We start from the raw sequence: 22,353 nt of genomic DNA, 5'->3' as shown, positions 1-22,353 counted from the left end.
CACCCTCCTACATTCGTTATACCTTTTTGTTAAGATACAGCAATTACACCATTTACTACATGCTTTACTTTAATTAATTATTAAAACAAGAGCATCATTTCCAGAGCTATATCTTTTTACCTTGATAATTCTTTTTTGACTTCCTCTTTAATTATCCCACTTATATTCACGTTAAGATCCCCTACCCAAAAATCAGTCATAGTTTCAAGATCGTATAGATCCTCTATTACTTTTTTAATAGCAGCATTTATTTCTTCTTCGTCAAATTCCTTTATAATAGGTCTAATCTTCACATACCCTGGAGAGCCTTTACCATAAATTCCTTTGCTTTTATTAATGCAGCCACCTGCACCAGATCTACTGCTTCTCAAACCACTTCCACACTCTACTGTTTCATACTTGATTTCACCATTTTCTATATATGCTATTTGATTGTCTTGTGTAGACTTCAGTTTATCTGCCTTTACAATTTTCTCCTCTAGCTTTAAATCTTGCTTATGAATTACTGTTTCCTCATAACCCTTACCACCGTATGTTCTATACTCACCTCCACCTGCAACAGTAATCAGTTGCTGGCAATGTTGCTTCTGCGAATTGCACATTTCTATGAAAACAGGTCCCCCGTCCTTATCTGAGAGGTTACTTTCCTGGTTACCCCCTCCCTCTGTGACTTGCACCTTAATTATAGGATAATTAGGATCGATTTTCAGTTTAGCTTTAATATAATCTCCTGGCATCCCTACTCTGCTTTCAGTAGAATGGCATTTTTGATTGTCACAGCCACTACCTTGTATATGACCTGCTTCACCACTTCCCCACGCTTCTATTTTAATACGATCAAATTTTATTGATAAGTCATCTGTATAAACATCTTTATTTTTATGATCATAGGATTTTTCATTATTTTTTTCAAGATCTGGTTTCTTATTTTTCAGCTGTTCCTTGATTATCTCTTTTAATTTTTCTTTTAATTTCTTTTTGAGACCTTCTAAATCGAACCTACACAATTTATCAGCGTAAAAGACCTCCGTTCTGTTTGCTTTTATTGGTGCTTCTGGTTGCGTGACAACGCCATTTGTATTTTGTGAAATCTTTGTATAAAAAGGTTGAGTGTTTTTTTTGTCTACATATCGTGTTGAACGGCTGCATGTTCCAGTAAAGCAGATACAACCATCATCACCTTGATTACATTTTTCTCTATGCTCTACATCCGTCAATTTGTACACTACTTTCAGTCCTTTACTAGATTTAAATGTATCGTCTATCTCATCATTTCTTTTTACACAGTAACTGCATTTCCCCTTTTCCTGTTTATTGTTGTCAGGGAAGAAAACATACCCTTGCTTATTGAATATTATTTTATCTAACTCACTCTGATCTCTGTTTAAGAGATCGGCTCTTTTATTTTCCTTGCTTGGAAGATAATAGAACTGATTTGATTCCTTGGAGTAAACAGCATTGTATTTAGTATATCTTGTTCCCATTAATTTTAGTGGTATTATTTTATTTTCTCTTTTAAGAACAAACTCCTCTGGTTCTGGCTGCCATCCAGAAAGACAAAGCATTTTACTGTTAGAATTTCCTTTATACTTTACTTCTATTTCCGGCTGCCCAGAGTTATTAAATTCACATTGAATAGATTTGTCTTTTAACTTTTTCTCAAAATCATTAAAACTATAAAAACTTCCGCCTTTAGAACATTTAATTTGCACATCAGGAACATAGCCATATTCTTTCAGAACTTTAAATTGTTGCGGATTACTTTCTAATATACCTTCTATAATATTATCAATATTACTATCAGTTGTTTTTGCTACTATTGCTGGTTTTACTACTTTTAAAGATAGGGGGCCAATGTTTATAGGATGGTTGAGGTCAGTATTAACATTAAAAGTACAGGAACCATTACTATAGGTTCCATGTGCTTTAGCACAAGTGCTCTCACTCATCTTCATTTCTACTTTCAATGTATTTGCATTTACTATCTCCACTATCTCAGGTTCTGGAGCAGGTGGTGCAGGAAAACAGCGGATGAACTGTGGATTGTTTTCATCTATACTTTGAGTTCCAAGGTATTCAGCGCAGAGCTTATCTTTTTCTCTATAAGTTTTGAAGTAGTACGTGATGCCATCTTTGTCTAAAATAGAGCGCCACTCAGCTTTATTTTCTCCATACCCTTTAGGGAAATCTAATTTTTCTCCAATCTCTCCGTCTCTTCCTTTCAGATTACCAATGATTACCTTAACCTTAGGATTAAAGTAATCATTGTCTTTATCTGTTATAGGAACAATTCTAACTTGTGGAAGCGACATTGCAAGTTGTTCACAAAATGGAGGGGGGCCAGGTGCAAGTGGAACAGGAGCACATTTTACTGCCGTTTGGTAGCAGGTGTCACAGACTTTTTCCATCTCCCCAGGACGGAAAATATTCTCACCCGAAAATACTCTAGAACCCCATGAAGAAATTCCTGACATACAAGCCCCTTTTTGACTGCAAGCACATATTTTAGGAGAGTTAGCGAATCTTCTTTTTTCCTCATCAGTAACACCGTCTGCCCATTCCCATTTAAGACCCCGAGCAATTTCTCCTCCAGCTTTTGTTTTATCTCCTTCCCAGTCGATAAAAGCTGCAGCAGAAACTCCAGCTCCTGTACCTTGCGTTCCATATATCTGGCGGCAGGATTCCCCACTTTGTAAGTCATAACAATAACTTTGTCCATCATAAGCACATACTCTAATTTTGGGATTAAAGTAACCATCAACTCCTTGATCTTTTATTGCTTGCACCTTAATTTCCTTTACCCAATCTCCACCAACTATTGCTTCCCACCAAGTATTACTTTCTACAAATGTTGGACAATCAGCATATCCTTGATACGAAAGACCAAGTATCAAAAAAAATATCAATAAGAAATTAAGCCTTACACTTCTCATAAAATACTGGTAACCACTCATTAACTTCTTCTCCTTTTTCCTTTATTGCCTCGTACATATACTTTATCGTCTCTTTGTTAGCTGAAAGTACATGTATTTCTTGCATATTCTTTAAATCTAAATTTAAAGTTACTAATCCTTTATACTGTTTTATCAAAAATAAACCTTCCTGCGTTGGCGTCTGCAGAATTATATTCAGCTCCTCTTTTGATAAAGAAAATGCTTTCATGTATAATCTATTTGCATTGACGTTCGGCATCAAGATTCTTGTATCAACATGTTTATCTAAATATTGAGTAAATTTGCTAGCAAATGCGAGATTTAAATTTTCAGTACTTAGGATTACTACAACATTTAGTTCCGTCATTCTTTGCATCCAGTTATCAAACTCTTTCTCTGTAGGAAAAATATTACTTATCTCCCATGCTTCATCCAAAACAAGTATTGCAGGCGAGCCATCACATTTTGCCTCAAAAGAATATAAAAAATAGTAAAGTATCACGGACATACATTCCTTTTGTTTTGTAAGGTTTGCGGTGTTGAGAGATATAATTTTTGTTTCCCAGTCAATATCTGATTCATTACCATCTTGAAATAAGTAAGCAAAGTCACCATCGTCACACCATCTACTTATCTTACCCCCAAGGAGCAAGAGCACCTCAGAAATTTGTGAAATAGAACGTGATTCCTTGGGTATAGCAAATATAGAATCCACAATTTTTCTTATCTTTTCTTCTACGTCCACCAAGCTCGTATCGGCTACCATTCTTCTGATCAGTTCAACCAACATATTGCGATTGGAAGCACTATCTTCAATGTTTAGTGGATTAAATTTTAGGCTTTTGTCCTTATATTTTGGATCGATTATGTAATATTTACCACTCACTGCTTTAGTAAAAATTATTGATTTTCCAGTGTTATCCAATATGACAATTCTTGGGTTAAACTTTCTTGATTCTGATAATAGAAAATTAATGAGTGAAGTTCTGCCTGAATTTGGAGCTCCGAGTATCGTAGTATGGCCATTATTTCTTTTTCCATGAAAATTAAAGAAGTAAGGATTTCCTTTTTTTGAGAAAAAAATCATTACCGCTTCTTTCCACCTTCTTCCTTTTAATGTACCTGACGTAAAATCGTGCAGCATAGCAAAGCTGCAAGCGTATTTTGTTAAGATATTTTTCGGTTGCGTAATAAAAGCAAAATTGCCTGGAAGTTGTGCCCAAAAATGACTTTCCATATGTAAATCAGTTCTAAACATCATGAAGCCAACTAATGACATTATAGAAGATAAATCACTAATACTTTCAGCTAACTTATTCCTATCATCTGCAAATATTGTAAAAATAATTTTCTGTTGGCAGAAGTCTATACTAGAGGTCTTTTCAAGCTCTATTATTTCTTCAATTCCTGAGCTTTTAAGTAAGGTATTATCCTCACTAATTTGCAGCATGTTGATTTGTTTTTTAAATTCTTTTATTGCTTTGTTATTACTAGTAAATATCATTATTTCTGTAATGATAAATTCAGATTCAAGCTGCAAGCATCTATCTATATTACCTAAAGAGATTTCCCGGTATTCTTTTATGCTGAAAATAGAGCCAAATTTCTGTTGATTTTCAAATATTGTTTGAAACGTATTGAAACCAAAAGCTATTTTAAAATTTCTAATATATTGCGACAGGTCCCTTTCATGTATTGGATAATCTTTGTGCGTTAATGTAACAATATAGTGGAGAAATTCTATCATTTCAGAATATATTTTACCTTCACTAAACCTTAGACTCAGTTTTTTAGCTCCAAAAGGTCCTAAATCATTTTGAATTACGTCAGTTATCTTTTGCAACTCCTGATGGCTTTCTTGTAAAGACAACTTATGCTTATTCTTTATTCTATTGAAAAAAAACGAATTATTAGTATGCTTGCCAAAATCGCTAAACAATATTACAATGTATAGTTCATTTATATACTGTAATTTACTATCAGTTAGTTTATTAAACCACGTTGAATGTAGGTTGTCAGAGAAGTCTTCAGTTTTATTCCATTTCAAGCTCAGTTTATTGCGCTTTCTAACGGTATGAATCCAAACGGTAAAACACAGGCTATTAATATTTTTTGATATGCTTTTTCTAATTTCAGTTCTGAGGTCGCTGTAGTTATCAACAGAAGAATAATCTTCTAACTTGATTATTTTTAACAATTCTCCCTGTTTTGTTAGTATGGTTTCTTCATCGTAATGACAAGCATAAGGAACAAAATCTAAATCAATGCTTTCTAGTAATGCTAAGTTGTTCTTTTTTTTAAGCTTAGAGTTAACTGTTGGTACTTTTAACTGCATATGCGTATTCAATAAAGATAATTAAAAAAGATAAAAATACTATCTTAATTTTTATCTTTTTTTTCGCTATCGGATTGTAATTTTATATCTTTTGCAAAGTTAAATTTTTCTTTTAAGTAGTCTGTTGCCTTTTCTGTACTACCGAACATCAGGACCAGTACACCAAACATTATCATAAAAAAGATTAGACCTCTGAACACTACTGCAAGTATCACTGCAGCTATACACAACCCTATGATTGTTGAAGGACTCATATTTTCTACAGTATCTTTAACTGAAAATGAAGAAATAAAATTTTTTACCGTTTCTTGTATACCCTTTAATTCATCACTCGCCGAACTTGCTTCGCTAGAATATGATGCAAAAATGAAACTTAATAAGGCTATAAAAACCAAAACTTTATTCAATTGAATGCGCATCAACTAAACACCTTTTAAACATTCCTCAAATATAACAACTTTTATATCAATAGGCAAGAACTGAATTCACTTATCCACTACAAGTAACACATATTTAATTTTTACCGCTGTGAACATGCTGTAAGCTCTTATCATCAACAAGAGGACTCACATTAATGGATGTTAATTTACTTGATAGGAAGTTTGAATGCAATTCAGCTACTGCTGCTATAGCAAGCACTGCAACCATAGCAAGTAGTCCTGCTCCTATCAATCCTGATGTCATTGCTCCTGCAACAATGCACCCTATTGTGGAGAGAGCACAACCTGCTACAAATGCAACGTGAAGATTTCTGTTATTGGGTTGTTTTTCAAGTGGAGTATCTTCACCCTTTTTCTTATTCAAAGGAAATTTCTGCACGATTGTAATGGCGTTTTTTCTGTCCCTTTTTTCTTCGGGTTGCATTGAATCTTTTGCCTGGCTGCCTGTCATCTGAGTAGTTTGACTATTTGGATCCATACTTTCTTTTTCTCTGGATCCCAGTGTCACGCACTGGGATGACACCTGTGGTGACTCTTTCTCAACTTGATCTTCAATCTTTTTATTATATTTAGAAGGAGATCTTCGTCCACTTGGCCCTTTGGACCTTGTTTTAGTTAGGTGTGCTAATTTTGTCTCTCCTTCATCCTCTGGTTGTAAGCCATTATCTTCTTCAACAGAGCTCAATGTTGAGTTTAAACTTTCCTCAGATGAAGTGCTTGCTATTGATGTTAAACTGTTTTTTCTACTATTTATTGGTGATATCGAGTTTTTTTCACTCAGTACAGGTGAGTCTATTCCACTATCTGAGTCATTGCCACTACTGAGTTTAGAAGTTTGCTTCTCCTCTATTTCTTTCACAACCTTGCTATATTTTTCAAACACTTCCTCTGTAACAGAGGAATTACTAAGTATTTTATTATCACCACTTTTTTTCTCAGCTACATTCAAGGGTGTTTCTTGTGTGTTGTTTTGCTCTTCAATATGTTTTAGCTGCATTTGATCTTCAATATTTTCTTCAACAGCATTTGGTATTGAGCTTACACTGCTGCTCCTGTTAGTAATATCCAAAATTGTTTGTACTATTGCTGCCTTTTTTTTTGAGTCTAGTTTTTTTGACTCTGTTATTTCTGCTTTCAACGCTGGAAGAAAGTGTTGGATATAATTATTATAATGTTCTCTTTTTTTCCCCACTGATTTTTCTAACTCAGCTAATGCTTCAGGACTAGTTCCTTGCATGGATGACTCTAAGTGTTTTGCAATAGCCTGCTCATTTTGTCGTTCTCTCAGTATTTTTTCCAATTCAGCCAATGTTTTAGGACTAGCTCCCTGCTTGAACAACCTTTTGCATTCTTTGGAAGTCTCATCTTGATTTTCTTGATAATTTTCTGCTGTTACCTTTTTGTATATAGTGTTGCTCAATTGTTGGTTAATATCTCCTTCCTTACTCTTAGGTTTTTTAAAGGGACTGTGCATAACATTCCTCCATACATAATAAAATGTATAGATACCTCTTTAGCGTTAATTTTACATTAAAACTGGGCAATTATGCCATATTATAAATAATTGCGGCAACTTGCTTATTGGAAGGTCGCTTAACTATTTGCTTTCTGGGCTTTCTACTTCTACAGATTTGCTATTAATATGATTCTTTGCTTGTTGAACTAACATATCCACTACTTCTTTTACAGGCTTTTCCCTATCAACCATGCCAACACTTTGGCCGGCCATTAAAGATCCTGTTTCAACATCTCCTTCAATCACTGCCCTTCTTAAAGCTCCAGCCCAGAACTTTTCTATTTCAAGCTGCCCATCTTCTTTTGAGATCTGTCCCTTTTGGTATTCATCAATAACTTCTTTTTGACGCTTCATGAAGTCATCGCTTGCTTTGTTGGCTATAGCTCTTACAGGAATTACAGGAAAATCAGCACTTATCTGTACAGAAGGTATTGCATTACGTGCGGCTGATTTAATAAACACTTCCTTAAAATTTTTGTGGGCAATTGACTCATTAGTGCAGACAAATAATGTACCTATTTGACAGCCACTTGCCCCCATTTCCAGGTAATTAACTATCATTTCGCCTCTTCCTATTCCACCTGCAACAAACACTGGTATTTGTTCATTTTTAAAATGAGGCAATATCTCTTGTGCAAGAACAGAAGTGCTGACTGGCCCTATGTGCCCACCTGCTTCCATTCCTTCTATTATTAACGCATCTACTCCCATTTTTACTAACCTTTTCGCAAGGCTTAATGCTGGTGCAAAGCACATAACTTCAATGCCCGCACTCTTGATTTTTTCTATATTAGGCTTCGTTGGCAGTCCACCGGCAAGAACTATGTGGCTCACTTTCGTTTCAATACACACATCTATCAACTCACTCAACTTTGGGTGCATAGTAATTAGGTTTACACCAAATGGCTTGCTAGTTAATTTTTGTGTCTCTATGATTTCTTTTTCCAGTAAGTCTGGGAACATTGCACCACATGCAATCACACCAAAACCACCAGCGTTTGAGATTGCTGAGACCAAGTTTCTCTCTGAAACCCAGCTCATAGCACCACCCATTATAGCAAACTCACTGCCAAGAAAATCTGTTCCTTTTTTCCAGAGGCTACTTAACATATAACCTATATCATACGTTTAAAAATGTTTTGTTTATCTATAAATGTGTGTTTTAAGGCGCCAAGTATATGTAAGATTATAAAGAGTACCATAAAATATGCAAGCATCGAATGTAGCTCATTAGCCGTGTTAGCTAGGTCTTTGTTTTGATTAATCAACAAAGGGATATGAAAAAAATATTTGATCTGTTTGCCAGAAGCAGAAGACATGACATAGCCAGATAGTGGCATTAGCACCATCAAAGAATATAAACCAAAGTGTACTGCTTTACTTATATTGATTACAAACCGAGAAAAATTTGCTGGAAGTGGTGGAACATAAGTAAAGACGCGAAAAAATATGCGTACTATGATTAATCCAAGAATAGTGATACCGCAAGCCTTATGAATAGCGTATATGTTGAACTTAATTTCATTGCTAAGTGGCAGGCTTTTCATATAAAGTCCAGAACAAAGCATACCGATAATAAAAACAGCCATCAACCAATGGATAACCCTTAAACCTAGGCTATATTTATCGTCTTCCATTTTGATTACCCTAAAGTAGCATTTATATAATAGAAAAACTATTTTTCAATCAAAATTATTAAAGCAATTTAGATTTACCGACAATGTAGCTATACAAATTCGACCCAGCCGAGAGTCAAGTAGCAGGCACTGGCATCTAAGTCATAGAAACGGATCAAATGAAAACTTACTTGACACCCTTCGCCAGCCCCCTTATCATGAAACTGAAGCTATTTATTTATCTTCTCTGTACAGATTAAATGACAAAAAAACTCAACGTATCTGGCGTCTCATGTTTAATTTTTTGCACTATGTGCACTCTATGTCTTTATCAAATTTCTAGGTTTTTACCTATACAAGCTGAAATACGCTTATAAAGCATTTAAAACATCAAAAAACGCCAACTTAAAAAATGGATAGTGAATAATTAGCTACCCTAGGGTTTCTTTTGCCTTTTTTTCTGTTTAGTAAATTTCTTAAACATTTATGACTAAAGGTTAGTTGCATTAAAAAGCAGCTAAATCGCGGTTATTAAGCGTTTAGAATAAAAAAACGCCATACTTGAAAGTATAATGTAAGTAATTAGCCAACCACGGGGCTTCTTTTGCCTTTTTTTCTGTTTAGTAAATTTCTTAAATATTTATGGCTAAACGACAATCGTCATCCCTGTAAAGGTCAAGTATCCCGCTACGTGTTAGCGGCTAAGAGATACCCGGCGGTATGACGGTTCGTGATGGCATGACGATAAGGTTCCAGTGTCAAGCGTTTGGCATGCAAATTTCCTTAAACGTTCGTAAGCTTAAAACTTTACTTTAGATCAAACTGCTGTATAGTGACTTTATAGCTTCAATTTTGTAATGAATATACCTAGTATAGAAAATTGTGATCTTCACAATAAAACCGTCTTACTCAGAGTTGACTTCAATGTTCCTATAAAAGATGGAGAAATTCGTGACGTCACTCGTATTTTGAGAGCATTGCCTACTATTCAGTATTTAGTGAATGCGAGTGCAAAGATTATTATTATATCACATTTCGGACGCCCAAAGGCCAGAGACAATAATCTGTCGCTAAAAAATGTAATTGACACTTTATCGCAGTTACTAAATAAAAAAGTGAAATTTATTGACGATTGCGTTGGTGAAAAAGTACAAAGAGCAGTAAGTATTATGGATGCAGGAGATATAATATTACTAGAGAATCTAAGATTTTATGAAGGGGAAAAGGAGAATGATGCAAACTTTGCCAGACAATTAGCATCTCTAGTGGATATATATGTAAATGATGCATTTTCTTGCTCTCACAGAGCTCACGCTTCTATTTCACGCATTACAGAATTTTTACCTTCCTATGCAGGATTTTGCTTGCAAGATGAGCTAAAGTATCTTGAAAAAGCTGTATCGTTTAAAGCTAAACCTATTACTGCGATAGTTGGGGGAGCTAAAATATCAACTAAAATAAAAGTGCTTATGAAGCTAACAGAAAAGGTTAATTACCTAGTTCTAGGTGGTGCAATAGCCAATAATTTTTTGTCATTTAGCAAAGTAAATATAGGGAAATCTTTCTTTCAAAATGGTGTTGACGACCTTCTACATAATATTGTTGAAACAGCAAATAAAAACAATTGCAAAATAGTTGTGCCAGAAGACGTTCTGGTTGCAGTAAACTCTGATTACAGCACTAGTATTTCAAGAAGAACTGAGTCCATTTTGGACGGTGATATAATTTTGGATATCGGACCACAAACTTTGAGTACAATAAGCAGTATAATAGCAAGCAGTAAGACTCTGCTGTGGAATGGACCTATTGGTGTTTTTGAACATTCAGCTTTTGCAAGCGGTACAATAGGGGTAATGAAAATCGTAAGTGACTTAACGCACAAAGGAAAGTTAACCAGCATAATAGGGGGAGGCGATAGTCTATCTGCAATAAGCGCTGCAGGCCTTACCGATAAGGATTTTACATATGTTTCCACTGGTGGAGGAGCATTTTTAGATTGGTTAAGTGGCGATGAAATGCCGGGAGTTGCTGCTCTGCAAAAACGATTAGATTAAAACTTTTTTAAATTATTTCTTATAGGCTAGCTTTTTTGTGAACGTGATTATGTCGAAGACAGTTAAACTAATTTTGTGTTTAATAATACCAATAATAGGATTTATTTTTTATATTAAGGATCATTATTTTCACACCGGCTATGTAGAAGAAAATGTTGAAGTCAATTTTGAACCATTTTTCAGTTCACAACCAGCCACCGTTTCAGAATTAACTGACTTCGATAGAGGAGTGTTGAAAGTTTGTGGAGATTGGGGAGCACATCCAGATAAAGAAGATTTCAAAATTTTACTTAGTTGTCCGCAGCATCAAGAAGTAGTGAAAGGAATATATAAGTGATTACGCCAGATGCGGATTTGGAGTTACTTAAAGATGAACTGGCTAACATTTGGTTTACAAATAGTGGAAGTGAAAAAGAAACTATAGGGTTTGGACATATTTTTTGTGGTGAGCCAAACGATAAACTAGGTGGTATGCATTTTGTAGGTAGATATGTTGAAGCTCAAGAAGATAAATGGGCAGGTGCAATTTGGAATGATAAGTCCCTATGCAATAAATCAGATATTAAGCCGCCAGTTTATACATTTGGAATGAAATATTTAGGTAAGGATGGGGAAGTGAAAGTTAAATGCCCAAATGGATACGCATATAACCTTCATGCCGATAATTTCTGCAACTAAGGCGTTTAAGGAATTAGGAAAAGATGGAATGTGTCTATATGAAATGGAAGATGACGATTATCAATCAGTGTTTGTAAGAAAGAATGATGCTATACTCACGTTCTATCCTGACTTAACACCAAAATGTGATGATAAGAGTACTTATTGTAGTTGCGGTAAATCTTAATTTCAAAACCAATAGGGTGAACAAATGATAAAAATGCTATAGGGTGTAGCAAATCCAAATAAGTTAAAATTTTGATTAAAGGGTTTTGTGAATAATAATGAAGAAGGGCATTATTCGTCTAATAAAAGCAATTCAATACTCTTGTGAAGGAATAAAATCAGCTTTTATATCAGAAATTGCGTTCAGACAGGAGTTACTGCTTTTTATAGTATGTGTCTCAATTTTGTTTGTTTTGGATGTAAGTAATCTAGAACGTGCAGTAATGATAAGCAGTCTATTCCTGGTGTTAATTGTGGAAATTGTTAACACTGCTTTTGAAACGACAATTGAGCGTATTTCCAGTGAACAACACATACTTTCAAAAAAGGTGAAAGATCTAGGTAGTGCAGCAGTTTTTCTTTCATTAATTATAGCCTTTCTTATAATAGTCCGAATGCGATAAGATATGTGTTTATGGCTATAGCAGGCCAGTAGCATATTACGGTCTGTTCGGATTATTGTAAAAAGAGCTATAACTTCCTGATAACATGGATGATAATATTGACAGGTTAATACGAATGTTATTAAGATATGTTGTCAAACTCACCAATTAAAGTTTTTATATCTTGCGGTAAATCAGAGACAAATTCCATGTATCCCTTACTTTTGGGGTGATATAAGCCCAGTGTATAAGCATGTAGTGCTTGTCTATTGAAATTACGAATAAAACTAGAGTTTTTAGCATATTTTGTGCTTTTACTACTATTTTTCCCATAAACTTGATCACCAACTATAGAATGTCCTATGTGGCTCATGTGGACTCGAATTTGGTGCGTTCTACCTGTTTCTAAAGTGCATTTAACGAGGCTTGCTTGTCCTATAACTTTCTCTACTGAGTAATGAGTGATTGCTAATTTGCCCGTTGTTTTTGTAACACACATCATTTCTTTATTACCACGCTTTGGAGCAATGTTAGTTTCTATAGTTCCCTGCTGGGAAGATAATGTTCCCCAAACTACTGCTAAGTATTCCCGCTTTATTTTGCGATTCGATAACAATTCAGACAAAAAACTATGGGCTGCTTCATTTTTTGCAATTACCATTAGCCCACTAGTATCTTTATCGAGTCTATGAACAATTCCTGGTCTTACATTAAGGTGAGCGATAACTGCGTTCAAAAGCGTATCATTGTTTGTCCCAGCACCTGGGTGCACTGTTAATCCACTTTGTTTACTCAGAACTATAATGTCTTCATCTTCATAGACGATATTAAGTTTTATGTCATAATTAGGCTCAATTGATGTGGATATGTCAGGTTGAACGAGATGCACCACATACTCTTCATCTGGTTTTACTATGTAGTCATTATTAATTATCGGTGTGCCAAGTAATTTCACCTGCTCATTTTGTATCAATCTTTGCGCTTTGCTGCGTGATATGTTGCATTTTTCAGCTATATAGGTGTCTAACCTTAATTTCTCTTTATCATTATTAACACTTAAGGTTATTATTGAGTGATCTATCGTGATTTACCCCGCGCCATTTCCCATGCTGCTTGAACATTTGGGTCTGTAAACATTGTTGCACTAGACTCAATTTGCAGATCACCTTGTTTTTTAATATGGCAAATTGTTTGAGAGCCATCTTTCCAGTGGATTGTAACTTTATTATCAAAATCTCGTAATGTTGCCTCAACCTTTTTTTCTTTATTATCTTTTTCTTCCAGCTTAATAGATTCTAATAAATAATATAGAAAGTCACTTGGTTTGCCGTTGATTTTTTCTTTCCATTCATCTGTTTTTTCTTGTTCAGATTTTTTTTGCTCTAACTTTTCCTTCTTTTGCTGCAGCTTATTTTGTTCTGCTTCCAGCTCTAACTTTCTAACTGTGTCACGTAGTTCTTTGACTTTATTTTCTAATACTAATAATTTATTAGTATTATTTCCATTGTTAGCTTCTAAATCAGGCGTACTTGGTTGAGCTTGCTTCTTTTTTATTTCTTCTAATTCATTCCTTACTACGTTTAATTGCTCCTTCAATTCCGTTTTTTCCTCTTCTGTATCCTCTTTTAACTTTTTTAGCATGCTAAGGAACTCGTTATTATTAGACTGCGTAGTTGATTGAAGCCAGCCTACAAAGCGGCTTGGTTCAAATCGTTCAATTTTATCTTCAGCAATTTTAATAGCATTCTCTAACCTAGAAAAAGTACCTTCAATATCTAGTGAATGTGCTTTTTTTGTCAATTCTTTAGTGTTGTTTAAAACTTCTGAAATTTCTGCATGTAGCCAATCTAAATCTTTTTTGATGTCTTCTCTGATTTTTTTTAGGTGATCAAGCGTTTCTTTAATGTTAATATTTGCAGGCTTTAAAAGACTATTATCAAGTAAATCGCAAGCTTTTTTAAGGTTACTGTCAAATGAGTTGCAAAGCGGACTAAGTAGTTTTTTCATTAGAGATATTAGTTCATTTTCCCTTTTACCAAGCTTATTTTCTACTACTGATACAACCATGCCCTTTCCAGACCAGTATGGAAATAGAAGACCTAAAGAACTGTGTTTTCTAATAGTATGATTTTCATGATCCACGCTATTACTTATTAGATTGCTAAGTGTTGATATGATGCATAAAAGAATAGCGACTAATAAAGCTATTAATATTATTGGAGCATTAATGGATTGTGATATTGCTGAAACTACTATAATAGTACCAAATACATATGATCCAGTAAACAAGAGAATCCTATTTCTATTTTCTGCTTCTATATCTTCTAGTATTTCTCTCTGCGTCTTAGAATTTGGTAAAACTATTGAAAGCTTTTTCCTCTTACGATCTAAATTTGTTACAATTTCAATTTTTTTAGCTTCTTGAGCAATCTGGCTGTACTGTTCATCAACTTGATAGTTTCCTATTTTTTTATCTATTTCATTCTCTTTTATTTTTTGTGTATTTATAAAGTTTATAACAGCAGTAAATAAGAGAACTATAAGAGGAATAAAGGCAAGAGGTGCTGGCGTGAACGCAAACCCAGCAATACTTACTGTAACAGGCTGAATAGAAAAGGCAGCAAATGCTATAAGAGTAGCAATGGTACTTGCTATCGATATAGTACCAGAATACTTTCTTATAGAGCTCAAAATTCTACTGGGCTGGTCAGAAAGTTTTCTAAATCCTAAAAAATCAAAATAGTCTTTGAAAGGATCTTTAGTGTCTGTAACCATAACATTTTTCTAGTTTAAACTTATTTAGGTATACATTAACCAAACCTTAAAATCAAGTTTCTTAATTTTTCAACATGTGCCAAGGCCTATTGGAGCGCACTGTATTAATCTTTACGTAACGATTTGTTAACCAAACAGAATGTGTGCCATACGTTTCTAGATCAGCATGTTTAATAATTTTAGCGTTGCAAGCTGAATAGTCGAATTCACTTAATTGAATTATCAGATCAACACTATTACAGTTTCTCAAGATATCTTCTTTTTTATAAGCAAGCAGTACTGATTTATTATTTCCTTTATTATATATACAGCCATACTTTAGTCTTTTATCTGGATTGCTATATTTTGTATGATTCAAAATTTGGTTCTGTCCGTTTTGCTTTGCCCACGTTTTGATAACAAAATTTCTGCTTTTTCTAGTGAGAGAATATAGTAAGTTATCACTCTCCTTTGCAGCAACATTATCAGCATTTATTAGGATGTCGGGGGTTTTATATGCAGCGCTAAAGCAAATACCTAGTACAATAAAAAAAAATCCCAAAAAACGCCAATTTCTTTCCCACAAGCACAGCCACAATAACCCAAATGTTATTATAATAATTGATGAGGCAGGAAAAGTACGAATGGGAATAACCAAATACTGAAGACTAGCGATAGCGTTTGTTATATACAAAATGCTGTCAATTGGGCGCTCTATAAATGGCGCTATAATCCATTCAATACCTAAAGGAATCAATAAGACATAAATTATTCCAAGTGGAATAATAATTAATGTAACTATTGGTATAGCAACTAAATTTGTGATAATGCCACTAATTGAAAAATAATTAAAATTATATATCGTATACGGAACAGTTGCTAAACTTGCTATTACTGAGCTGATCATTATCGACACAAAATATTTCATTATTTTTATTTTGAATAATTTATTAGCATTAATTTGATAACTGGCAACCAGTGCCAAAACAGCAGAAAATGACATCTGAAAGCCTGGCTTTAAAATTGCTTCAGGTTCTATGATAAGTATCACTGCAGCAGCAAACGCAATTGCTATTAACCCTCGATATTTTCTCTCTATCATTATTGCAACGAGTACTAAAATCACCATGATGTAGGCACGCTGAGCAGAAATTTGCATACCGGTAATCAACAAATAAAACGTGGTTGGCAAGATAGTAAGGAATGCAGATATTTTCTTGGTGTTATACTTAAGAGTCAAAGTTTCAGATATTGCGAATAAATTACGAAACACTACAAAAAACAGACCAGCAACGAATGATAAATGCAAACCAGATATGGCAAACAAATGTGCTATACCTGAATCTCGTATCGCGTCCATAGTTTTTTGATCTATGCCATCTTTTTTACCGATCAGTAATGCAGAGATTATATCCGCATGTGGTTTCTTGATATTTTGCTGCAGGTTTTCATAAATGTATTGACGGAAAGATTCTATATATTCTTGAAATTTCCTTGCTTCAGCCTTTTTGTGCAGGACTATTTTGCTTGTTGCAAAGCCTGTTGCACTTATTTTCTGGTAATATGCTATTCTTGCAAAATCGTATGCATACTCCGAGGGCGCAATCTTTAGAGGGAAGAGTTTTGCTGATAATTTTACTTGATCGCCTATTTTAATGCCTTTTTCCACTTTGGTTCTAACTGATATTCTGATGTTATCTAGAGCTCTATCCGGTGTCATTCCAGCGCGTGACGCTGGAATCCATATCTTTTTTTTCTGGATCCCAGTAGGCTTTGTTGCATCGCTCTTCGGATAGTAGGTAACGCACAATAAATTTATGAAGCTATCTCAAATTTAGCCATACCAATATCAGTGAACTTATTGAGCAAATAGCATTTAGTTCCTTCTCTCTATTTGTCTCAGATTTATTCCTAAAACTAAACCCGAATGTTTGTTTCAGTCGCGAGAAAAAACTTTCTATATAAGATCTTTTTCCGTAGTTTGTTTGCCTTTTCCACCTCTTCATTCCATCTTCGCTGCATGATTTTATTAGTCTAATTGCAGCATTTCTCTCAGCCATATAGTCTAACTTTGGATGCTCTGCTGCGTTGTTTTTCGGAGGAATTTTCGTTTTTATACCATATTGATTACACAGCTTATAGAGCTTTTCTCTGTCATATGCCCTATCTGCATATAGTACTTTTATGACATACTGAAAATCGACTTCTTTTAGCAAATCACAAGCTCCATAGTGATCAGCCGTTACTGTATTTTACAGCTATGGCTTTTTTGCTGTTTGTATTCAACATTACATGCAATTTTCTTGTCTGTTCATAGCTGCGATACTTTCTATCTTCGCTATTTTCTTTGCTATGACCAGGAGTGTTGTTGTATATACTAATTCCTGTACTGTCTATAGCAATTTCGATATCTTCCATATTATTTTCTGCAATCATTGATCTTAATATTGAGTTTCTTAAACCTTCTTGATGATTGTGAATAGCTGATAACTTGCAAATTTTTCCCAATTTGCTCAAGGTATCCTGCTATAAACCCAACTGTTTGCCTCAGGCCTATTCTAAATAAACAAGTTATTATGTGCACCAAAATTACAACTTTATCGCTATAAATATTGTTGCCACCTGGTATTTTTGGACCATTCTCGTACCACTTTTCTATGGCTTCGTTGATATAATGAAAAATATTTCCTCTTTTTTCTAGAAATTTGTTATATTCGCTATGGTTACTGACCCTCATTTTTTGTGGCATATTTTTTCTTTCAAGGTTAAATGGCTATTTTATAATGAATTTTGTCAGTAGCCACCAGATTTTTTCAGTTGCTATGCAACAAGGAGAGTAGACCGGCGGAACTTCCCCACCAGTCTCTCGCAGAACTGCACGGAAACCTCTCGGTTTATGCAGCTCCCATTATTTAGCCTTTTGATCCTAACCCAAGTGTCCAGTGATAGAAAATATTTGGAGACCTCTTTCTCACTTTTCCTAGAAATTGCTTTGCTAGTCTTCCGTGATCACGAAGTTTCTTATATTTTGTCCTGACCCATCTTATGAGGTATAGCACTTCTCGCAATAGTCCGAATAGGATAAGATATGTGCTTATGGCTATGGTAGAGCAGTAGCATATTATGATCTGTTCGGATTATTGTAAAAAGAGCTATATCTCTCTATATTTCTGAGAGATGGATACATCTCTGATTTATAAAACCTGCCATAGTACTGAAACCAGCCTCTGACTATTGGATCTATTTTCTTCGATATTTCCTCTAGTGTGGTCCATGTAATCCGATGTATTCTCCATGACTTTATGGTTTTCTTGATCTTCTTCTTGGCTTTGTTACTAATTGCTGGTAGAAATGAGACGAAATAATTCCTCATCTTATTCTTTGCTACTCTAGGTCTAAAAGTATAACCTAGAAAATCAAAGTTCTGTGTAGGAAATTCCTCTCTTCTATCATCATCCTTACAGTACACTATCTGTGTCTTTTCAGGATGTAATTTCAACTTATACTCAGCCAATCTTTCTTCGATCATTACTTTCATAAATTCTGCCTGTTTCTTAGTTCTGCAGTGCACTATCGCATCATCCACATACCTCTCAAATAGTACTGTCGGGTAGTTCTTTTTCATCCATATATCAAACACATGATGCATGAATATATTAGAGATGATTGGGCTAACTGAACCTCCTTGTGGAACTCCTTTATCCCTAACTACCTTACTGCCATCTGCAAGTTGTATAGGGGATTTCATCCACCTTTCAACGTATAGTATGACCCATTTGCAGTCTGTGTGTTTCTTGATAGCCTGCAGTGCTAAATCGTGGTCCAGATTGTCGAAAAATCCAGATATATCAAGATCTACCGTCCAATCATTTTTCCAACATCTCTTCCGTGCTGTGTATACCGCATCCAATGCAGACTTATTTGCTCTATAACCATATGAATCTTCATGAAATTTCGGTTCTACTAACGGTTCAAGATACATTGTAGCGGCTGTTTGCGCTATCCTATCTGATACTGAGGGAACGCATAAAATTCTTTGCCCTCCTCCAGTATTTTTTGGTATTGCTACAGCTTTTACAGGCTCTGGAAAATAACTTCCGGATGACATCCGATTCCATAGTTTGTATAGATTGTCTTTTAGATTTTCCTCAAACTTTGTTATCGAGACCTCATCTACACCTGCTGCACCTTTATTTTTCGATACTTGTTTATAAGCTCTCCAAATAAGTTGCTTCGGTATATCAAAAGACTTTGTTTTATTCATTAACTCCTCCCTTTCGGTTGATAAATAATTAAAACTAAATAACTCAGCCCCTTCGCTCCATTTCCATTACAGAAACTTCTTCGCTACTACGAGCTAATCCGCCCCTGTTTTTCGCATCGGTACTCTCATCCTCAGAGATCAGCTCTTTGGACTTCTCCCTTTTCATCAAAACGACAGGTTCCCGTAGTTCCATGCAATAGCCTAAAATAGATTCACGCCACTTTTATGCCGGACGCCACCCACCCAGTAAACCATACCATACGCGTCAAGTTAAGGAAATAAAGGTATGAAAGAGATAGAATAATAAGGTATAAGTTCTCCCAGATATACTTTTAGTGAGAGAACCAATGAATAAAATAACTTGCTTATCAAAAAAGCTCAAAGAATTTTTTAATGAAAAAGCAGAGAAAATCTCAATTACAACAAGGTTTATAAAAAGAAAGAGAAAGCTAAAAGGTTCATCATTCGTAAAAGCCATGGTCTTGGGTAATATAGGAGTTGATAATTGTAGCGTAGAAACAATGTGTCAATTACTAAACGAGGACTCGATAGATATAACAAAACAAGGTTTGGATTTTAGATTTACTGAAGAAGCAGTGGAATTTATGAAAAGGATGTATAATGAATCTGTGATTCTCTTTAAAAATATCTTGCAAGTTGATTGCAAAATCTTACAGCAATTTAATAGTGTTAAATTATTGGACAGTAGCTATATTACTCTACCTAACAGTATGGAAGAGATGTATAAAGGTTATGGTACTAGCTACAGTGGCTATGAAAGCAATACTAAGTCTGGAATAAAGTTACAATTAGTTTTCGACTACATGAATCAGATAATAGACCAACTTAATTTAACGGAGGGGGTAAGATCAGACCAGGGATATAGGAAACATTTAAGTAATATATTAAGCAATGATTTGCTAATATCTGATCTCGGTTATTTTGTGCCAAGTTCTTTTAAACAAATCAATGAAATAGGAGCTTATTTCATAAGTCGTCGATACCAACATATATGATGTAGAAACAAATCAAAAAATGGAGTTATTAGAATGTTGAGAGGATAAGTTATTTTTAGAAAACGAGGTATTGTTAGGAAAAGAAGCAAAAATTAGAGTAAGAATTATATGTCAGAAACTAACTGAAGAACAGTCTATGGGCAGAAGAAGGAAAGCTAATAGATTAGCAAGATCGCAGATCCTCTAAAAGAAATCAAAAATTGTTGAACTGGTCAATATTTATAACTAATGTTCCAGAAAATAAAATTAGTGCTGAGCAAGTATTAACGATTTACAGAGTAAGGTGGCAAATTGAGTTATTATTTAAATTGTATAAAAGCCATATCAGGCTTGATAAGCTAAAAGGAAAGCCATGCAGAGTATTATGTGAACTATATGCTAAATTGTGCGCAATTCTTATATTTCACGGCATAGTTGGTTGCACAGAAGTGAAAAAGAATACAGAACTTAGCTTAACAAAGGCATTTATTGAGCTAAAAAGGCGGGTTAGAGAGTTATTTTTAGTATTAACCAAAATTAATAGTTTAAAAGCATTTCTTAAAAAACTCACTATAACTTGGTCGCGATTTTCATTAAAAGACAAACGTAGAAGGGCTAGAGTATCCACTTTAACCTCTCTAAATTTGCTCACAATCTCTTAACTTGACGCGTATGCCCAGTAAACAAGCTCCCGGTAGATTTATCCCAGATTAACGACTACCCCCTGGTTTTGACGTCGTCTCTACGCTTTCGACACTTCATCAGTGGTTCACTTGCGTTCGTCTCTCTATTTCACACATGACACATAATTGTGCCTTTTCCATAACGCTCACTACCTTAGCTCTTTACCAAAGCAGCTTATGGCTGTTTGAAGTCTGCTCTTGCAAACCGGCTCCGAGGGGCCCACCCTCATCTATTGCACAGCTTCAACACTTCCCGTGTTTCTACGGCGCACAGCCATCCCAGTATCAAGTACTGGGATGACAAAAGGGGGCGCTGGGATGACAGGAGAGGATTTTGAGATAGTAGGGGATTTTTCAACAGAAAGCAGAAATTGTTTATATGAGCCCCTGTCGTTAATATCCTTCACTGTGGCAACGATATCTTTTACATATCTCTCTTTATCAAGAATTTGAGTATCAACTAAAGCTGTTCTTAATTTACTAGCTGTAAATCCTATGAGCACTGCAATTAAAGCGATACACAATATCGCGTACCTTTTATACAATATTGCAATCAAAATTAGTGTGGGTAAAAGCAAAAGAAAAATAGATATGCAGCTTGGTTCAAAACTTAGGGAAAAATAGGTTAGAATTCCTACACACTGAAAAACAGGAAACCACAGTATCAAGTTATATTGTTCATTGCGCAGATTGTTACGTATATAACTAACTATTATGTCAAGAAAAGTTAATAAGTGTGTCGATATTTGCATGTGGTGAAATTTTATTTTTCTTTTTTCATTATTTGTATATATAATAACTAAATAAGCAACGACGCGGGATGGAGCAGCTCGGTAGCTCGTCAGGCTCATAACCTGAAGGTCGTAGGTTCAAATCCTACTCCCGCAACCATTTTTAAGGATATAGTTGTTCCACTTTCCAATCGCTTCCCTCAACAAGAGTGTATCTAAATCTAATATGCTTCCTATATTCACCTTCTTGCCAAAATTCAATTACTTTTGGGATTACGCAAAATCCCACCCAAAAATCAGGACGAGAAACTTGTGTATTGTGAAATTCTTTTTCCTTCAATTTTATAGCTTGCTCAAAATCTTGCCAATCTTTCAGAATGCTCGATTGTTTTGAGCACCATGCGCTAATTTGACTACCCAGCGCTCGAGAAGAGAAGTATTTGTCAGTTCTTTCATCGTTTAGAAGTTTAACCTCTCCTTCAATTCGCACTTGCCTAGCAAATTCTATCCAATGAAACACTAACGCAGCTTTGGGGTTCTCAGTCAATTCTTTCCCTTTTTTACTGTTTACGTTAGTGAAAAACACAAAACCTTCTTTGCTATATTCCTTTAGTAATACCACTCTTGCAGATGGAATACAGTCTTTGCTACAAGTTGCTAGCGTCATTGCAGTTGGTTGTTCACACGGAGAATTAAGTACTGCTTTGTACCACTTTGAAAACAAATCAAATGGATCTTTTTCAAGTGAAAATATCATATCAAAAAAT

General features: G+C 34.9%; 20 protein-coding genes, 1 tRNA gene and 2 pseudogenes. 7 read left to right on the top strand and 16 right to left on the bottom strand.

Annotated elements, in window-relative coordinates; genetic code table 11:
• Positions 1-116 precede the first annotated feature (116 nt).
• The 6 genes from AAGD87_RS00805 to AAGD87_RS00780 all read right to left on the bottom strand — a co-directional run bounded on the left by AAGD87_RS00805 (position 117) and on the right by AAGD87_RS00780 (position 8,861).
• The gene (locus AAGD87_RS00805) at positions 117-2,954 is read right to left on the bottom strand and encodes a hypothetical protein (RefSeq protein WP_341817647.1); all 2,838 of its coding nucleotides are present in this window, start codon (positions 2,952-2,954) and stop codon (positions 117-119) included.
• The gene (locus AAGD87_RS00800) at positions 2,914-5,268 is read right to left on the bottom strand and encodes a type VI secretion protein (protein WP_141456684.1); all 2,355 of its coding nucleotides are present in this window, start codon (positions 5,266-5,268) and stop codon (positions 2,914-2,916) included. Before AAGD87_RS00800 ends, AAGD87_RS00805 begins: the two co-directional genes overlap by 41 nt.
• A gap of 44 nt (positions 5,269-5,312) precedes the next feature.
• Complete coding sequence (locus tag AAGD87_RS00795; protein ID WP_022626145.1) at positions 5,313-5,687, bottom strand: hypothetical protein; 375 nt, start codon at positions 5,685-5,687, stop codon at positions 5,313-5,315.
• Positions 5,688-5,781: 94 nt separating this feature from the next.
• Positions 5,782-7,182 (bottom strand): hypothetical protein, encoded by a 1,401-nt coding sequence (locus AAGD87_RS00790; protein WP_341817646.1) that lies wholly within the window; start codon positions 7,180-7,182, stop codon positions 5,782-5,784.
• 123 nt (positions 7,183-7,305) lie between these two features.
• The gene (locus AAGD87_RS00785) at positions 7,306-8,334 is read right to left on the bottom strand and encodes a nitronate monooxygenase (protein ID WP_341817645.1); all 1,029 of its coding nucleotides are present in this window, start codon (positions 8,332-8,334) and stop codon (positions 7,306-7,308) included.
• A 5-nt stretch (positions 8,335-8,339) separates the two neighbouring features.
• Positions 8,340-8,861: a cytochrome b gene (locus AAGD87_RS00780; protein ID WP_010082022.1), complete on the bottom strand. Its 522-nt coding sequence runs from the start codon at positions 8,859-8,861 to the stop codon at positions 8,340-8,342.
• Between the two features lie 836 nt (positions 8,862-9,697).
• On the opposite strand from AAGD87_RS00780, the gene AAGD87_RS00775 reads away from it, so the two are divergent.
• The 5 genes from AAGD87_RS00775 (at position 9,698) to AAGD87_RS00755 (ending at position 12,180) form a co-directional block, all read left to right on the top strand.
• Positions 9,698-10,894 carry a phosphoglycerate kinase gene (locus AAGD87_RS00775; RefSeq protein ID WP_341817644.1) on the top strand — a complete coding sequence of 399 codons (1,197 nt, stop codon included), beginning with the start codon at positions 9,698-9,700 and terminating at the stop codon, positions 10,892-10,894.
• A gap of 49 nt (positions 10,895-10,943) precedes the next feature.
• Positions 10,944-11,231 carry a hypothetical protein gene (locus AAGD87_RS00770; RefSeq protein WP_012673373.1) on the top strand — a complete coding sequence of 96 codons (288 nt, stop codon included), beginning with the start codon at positions 10,944-10,946 and terminating at the stop codon, positions 11,229-11,231.
• Positions 11,228-11,572, top strand: coding sequence for an EndoU domain-containing protein (locus tag AAGD87_RS00765; protein WP_264339560.1), 345 nt, complete (start codon positions 11,228-11,230; stop codon positions 11,570-11,572). The genes AAGD87_RS00770 and AAGD87_RS00765 overlap by 4 nt, the downstream gene beginning before the upstream one ends.
• Positions 11,550-11,738 (top strand): hypothetical protein, encoded by a 189-nt coding sequence (locus tag AAGD87_RS00760; protein WP_041573545.1) that lies wholly within the window; start codon positions 11,550-11,552, stop codon positions 11,736-11,738. The genes AAGD87_RS00765 and AAGD87_RS00760 overlap by 23 nt, the downstream gene beginning before the upstream one ends.
• Positions 11,739-11,835: 97 nt before the next feature.
• Positions 11,836-12,180, top strand: coding sequence for a diacylglycerol kinase (locus tag AAGD87_RS00755; RefSeq protein WP_341817643.1), 345 nt, complete (start codon positions 11,836-11,838; stop codon positions 12,178-12,180).
• A 121-nt stretch (positions 12,181-12,301) separates the two neighbouring features.
• On the opposite strand, the gene AAGD87_RS00750 is transcribed toward AAGD87_RS00755, so the two are convergent.
• From AAGD87_RS00750 to AAGD87_RS00715, 8 genes are all read right to left on the bottom strand, one after another.
• Entirely contained in the window at positions 12,302-13,246 is a 945-nt protein-coding gene (locus tag AAGD87_RS00750) for an RluA family pseudouridine synthase (RefSeq protein ID WP_182309806.1), read from the bottom strand.
• The gene (locus tag AAGD87_RS00745; RefSeq protein ID WP_341817642.1) at positions 13,237-14,934 is read right to left on the bottom strand and encodes a hypothetical protein; all 1,698 of its coding nucleotides are present in this window, start codon (positions 14,932-14,934) and stop codon (positions 13,237-13,239) included. The genes AAGD87_RS00750 and AAGD87_RS00745 overlap by 10 nt, the downstream gene beginning before the upstream one ends.
• 61 nt (positions 14,935-14,995) lie before the next feature.
• Positions 14,996-16,675 (bottom strand): ComEC/Rec2 family competence protein, encoded by a 1,680-nt coding sequence (locus tag AAGD87_RS00740; protein WP_338482150.1) that lies wholly within the window; start codon positions 16,673-16,675, stop codon positions 14,996-14,998.
• A 61-nt stretch (positions 16,676-16,736) separates the two neighbouring features.
• Positions 16,737-17,129, bottom strand: a complete 393-nt coding sequence (locus AAGD87_RS00735; RefSeq protein ID WP_338481864.1) for a transposase — start codon at positions 17,127-17,129, stop codon at positions 16,737-16,739.
• A gap of 19 nt (positions 17,130-17,148) precedes the next feature.
• On the bottom strand, positions 17,149-17,349 hold the full coding sequence (locus tag AAGD87_RS00730) for a hypothetical protein (RefSeq protein ID WP_010082383.1): 201 nt from the start codon (positions 17,347-17,349) through the stop codon (positions 17,149-17,151).
• Positions 17,333-17,662, bottom strand: a complete 330-nt coding sequence (locus AAGD87_RS00725; protein WP_007548762.1) for a transposase — start codon at positions 17,660-17,662, stop codon at positions 17,333-17,335. Before AAGD87_RS00725 ends, AAGD87_RS00730 begins: the two co-directional genes overlap by 17 nt.
• Before the next feature lie 372 nt (positions 17,663-18,034).
• On the bottom strand, positions 18,035-19,177 hold the full coding sequence (ltrA, locus tag AAGD87_RS00720; RefSeq protein WP_341817641.1) for a group II intron reverse transcriptase/maturase: 1,143 nt from the start codon (positions 19,175-19,177) through the stop codon (positions 18,035-18,037).
• 43 nt (positions 19,178-19,220) lie between these two features.
• Complete coding sequence (locus AAGD87_RS00715) at positions 19,221-19,370, bottom strand: hypothetical protein (RefSeq protein WP_341817640.1); 150 nt, start codon at positions 19,368-19,370, stop codon at positions 19,221-19,223.
• Positions 19,371-19,524: 154 nt separating this feature from the next.
• Here AAGD87_RS00715 and AAGD87_RS00710 point away from each other — a divergent pair.
• Positions 19,525-20,834: pseudogene (locus AAGD87_RS00710) on the top strand (IS4 family transposase).
• A 284-nt stretch (positions 20,835-21,118) separates the two neighbouring features.
• Here the strand turns inward: AAGD87_RS00710 and AAGD87_RS07725 are convergent.
• Positions 21,119-21,607 (bottom strand): annotated as a pseudogene (locus AAGD87_RS07725) (competence protein ComEC); the annotation flags it as partial.
• 62 nt (positions 21,608-21,669) lie between these two features.
• On the opposite strand from AAGD87_RS07725, the gene AAGD87_RS00700 reads away from it, so the two are divergent.
• Positions 21,670-21,746 (top strand) — tRNA-Met (locus AAGD87_RS00700).
• Between the two features lie 3 nt (positions 21,747-21,749).
• On the opposite strand, the gene pdxH is transcribed toward AAGD87_RS00700, so the two are convergent.
• Positions 21,750-22,343, bottom strand: coding sequence for a pyridoxamine 5'-phosphate oxidase (gene pdxH, locus AAGD87_RS00695; protein ID WP_022626142.1), 594 nt, complete (start codon positions 22,341-22,343; stop codon positions 21,750-21,752).
• Positions 22,344-22,353 lie beyond the last annotated feature (10 nt).

The organism is Wolbachia endosymbiont (group A) of Pherbina coryleti (assembly GCF_964026875.1).
Classification (GTDB): Bacteria; Pseudomonadota; Alphaproteobacteria; order Rickettsiales; family Anaplasmataceae; genus Wolbachia; species Wolbachia pipientis.
The sequence above is the reverse complement of the archived record's forward strand: the minus strand, read 5'-3'. Positions and strand labels throughout refer to the sequence as shown.